Source organism: Mesorhizobium sp. M7A.F.Ca.CA.001.08.2.1 (assembly GCF_003998455.1).
Taxonomy (GTDB): Bacteria; Pseudomonadota; Alphaproteobacteria; order Rhizobiales; family Rhizobiaceae; genus Mesorhizobium; species Mesorhizobium ciceri.
The window spans coordinates 1-2,697 of the sequence record NZ_RZPW01000804.1; the positions used below are offsets into that span (position 1 = coordinate 1).

The 2,697-nt window shown below is 61.8% G+C and carries 2 protein-coding genes and 1 pseudogene; 1 reads left to right on the forward strand and 2 read right to left on the reverse strand.

The window, feature by feature from the left end; all coding sequences use genetic code 11:
- A pseudogene (locus EN914_RS31215) lies at nt 1–195 on the reverse strand (DUF459 domain-containing protein); the annotation flags it as partial.
- A gap of 98 nt (nt 196–293) precedes the next feature.
- On the reverse strand, nt 294–1,514 hold the full coding sequence (locus tag EN914_RS31220; RefSeq protein ID WP_024502735.1) for a lytic murein transglycosylase: 1,221 nt from the start codon (nt 1,512–1,514) through the stop codon (nt 294–296).
- A gap of 209 nt (nt 1,515–1,723) precedes the next feature.
- Here EN914_RS31220 and galU point away from each other — a divergent pair, with 209 nt between their 5' ends.
- Complete coding sequence (galU, locus tag EN914_RS31225; protein WP_013529722.1) at nt 1,724–2,629, forward strand: UTP--glucose-1-phosphate uridylyltransferase GalU; 906 nt, start codon at nt 1,724–1,726, stop codon at nt 2,627–2,629.
- Nucleotides 2,630–2,697 lie beyond the last annotated feature (68 nt).

Sequence of the window (2,697 nt, forward strand, 5' to 3'; positions counted from 1 at the left end):
ATCCAGGGGCGGCTCAATGCGCTCGCTGCGGCGCGGAAACAAAAGGTCGCGCAACGACCAGCCGCGGTTTTGCTGCTCCTGCGCCATGGCCGGCGCATGAAAGGCGCCAGCCACGCCGACGGCAAGCACGACCACGGCCAGGACGAGCACCGGCATGCGACGAACAAGCCCTGCGATGCGCGCAGCCGAAGCCAATCGTTTCCTCCGTCCCTTGGCGCGGCAAGGCCCGCGCCAACCCGATTGCTACAGTGTCTTTTGCGCGCCTGGAAGGCCGCGCGGCACCGCAGGCGGCTCTATTTCTGCCGGAGCCACTTCAGCACTTCCATGCTCGGATAGCCGTCCTGGGTCAAGCCGGCCTTGGCCTGGAAGGCCATGATGGCAGTCTTCGAGCCGTCGCCGATCTTGCCGTCGAACTTGCCGTCGTAAAGGCCATGCTGGGAAAGCCGCTTCTGCAGCTCCTGCCTTTCCTCGAAAGTAAGCTTGGTGAAAGGCCGCTTCCAGTCCTGCACCAGACCGCTCGAGCCGGCGATTTCGTCGGCAAGAAGGCCGACGGCCAGCGCATATTTGTCGGCGTTGTTGTAGGCCTTGATGACCGTGAAATTTCTGATCATCAGGAAGGCCGGCCCGCTGCGGCCGTCGGGCACCTTCAGCGTCGCCTTGTCGGAGCCGTTCTTGAACGGCTTGCCGTTGGCCCTGACGACGCCGAGCGCCTGCCACTGCGACAGTGTCTTGGAACCGCCGGGAAATTTTCCGGCTGGCAAGGCGACCTCATAGCCCCAGGTCTTGCCTGCCTGCCAGCCATTCTTCTTCAACAAATTGGCTGATGTCGCCAGCGCATCGGGGATCGAATTCCAGATGTCTCGCTTGCCATTGCCGTCCATGTCCACGGCATAGTGCAGATAGCTGGTCGGGATGAACTGGGTGTGGCCCATGGCGCCGGCCCAGGATCCGCTCAGATGGCTTTCGTCGATGTCGCCGGTCTGCAGGATCTTCAGCGCGGCGATCAGCTGTGTGCGGGCGAATTTCGCCCGCTTCGGATCGGCGTAGGCCAAGGTCGCCAGCGAGCGCACGACGTTGCGCATGATGTCGTCGCGCTTGAGGATCTCGCCATAATTCGATTCCATCGACCAGATGGCCAGCAGGATGTAGCGGTCGACGCCGAACCTGGCCTCGATCCGATCCAGCCACGGCTTCCATTTCCTGGCCATCTGCTGGCCGACGGCGACGGACTGATCATGGACGCGGTTGTCGAAATAGTCCCAGGCGGGGGCCGTGAATTCAGGCTGCGTGCGCGCCTTTTCCAGCACCACGGGATCGATATCCCTGATGTTCCTGAAGGCCTGGTCGTATAGGGCGCCGGAAACGCCGCTCTGCACGGCGGTGGCGCGGAAGCCGGCGACCCATTGCCGGAAACCGGCATCGGCGAAAGCGGGGCCAGGCATCAGCAGAGCGAGCGATAGGCTGGCTGCCGCCATGACGCTGGTAAGAATTTTTGCGGCATTGCGAACGGACATCTTTTCCTCCTTCTCTGTCTCAGGAAAGACCATTCATCGCCGAACCAGGTTAGGAATTAGTTTACCATAGGTGCCACCGGGAACGAAAAGACGCTTCGAAGCTTTACCGGTGGACGCTCCCCTCAGTTTCCCAGTAATCCCCAATTCCGGCGTGAAAATGTCTTGAAACGGGGATTGCGGAGCTGGCCCTCAAACGGATAATTGAAAGCATGAAGAGAGTTCGCAAGGCAGTCTTCCCGGTCGCCGGCCTCGGCACACGGTTTCTTCCGGCCACCAAGGCTGTCCCCAAGGAAATGCTGACCGTCGTCGACCGGCCGGTGATCCAGTATGTGGTGGATGAGGCGCGCGAGGCCGGCATCGAGCATTTCATCTTCGTCACCGGTCGCAACAAGGCCGTCATCGAGGACCATTTCGACATCCAGTTCGAACTCTATGACACGCTGGCCCAGCGCGGCAAGGACGACCAGCTCGCCCGCCTGCAGCGGCTGCAGCCGGCGCCGGGGCAGACCAGTTTCACACGCCAGCAGGTGCCGATGGGACTTGGCCACGCCGTCTGGTGCGCCCGCGAGCTCGTCGGCGACGAGCCCTTCGCGCTTTTGTTGCCTGACATGATCATGCAGTCGGAGAAGAGCTGCACGAAGGCAATGGTCGAGCTCTACGAGGAGACGGGCAACAACATCATCGCGGTGCAGGAATGCGATCCCGCCGAAACCCACAAATACGGCATCGTCGGCCGCGGCGAGGACACGCATCACGGCTTCCGTATCACCGAGATGGTGGAAAAGCCGAAGGCCGGCACCGCGCCGTCCAACCTCTACATCAACGGCCGCTACATCCTGCAGCCGGAGATCTTCAAGATCCTAGAAGGTCAGGAAAAAGGCGCCGGCAACGAGATCCAGCTCACCGACGCCATGCTGAAGCTGGAAAAGCAGCAGCCTTTCTACGGCTACCACTATCGAGGCCGCACGTTCGACTGCGGATCGCCGGAGGGTTTTGTCGAGGCCAATGTCGCCTTCGCGCTGTGGCGCAGCGACATGAACGAGAACATGGCGGGCGTCATCCGCACGCTTCTCGACGAGCTGAAGCCGTCAGAGCGCCGTGGCGCTGCGTTTTAAAACATCCTAGCGAGCGGCCGGATGTCGTTGGTGCGGCCGTTCAGCGCTGCACCTTGACGCCGAGGAAG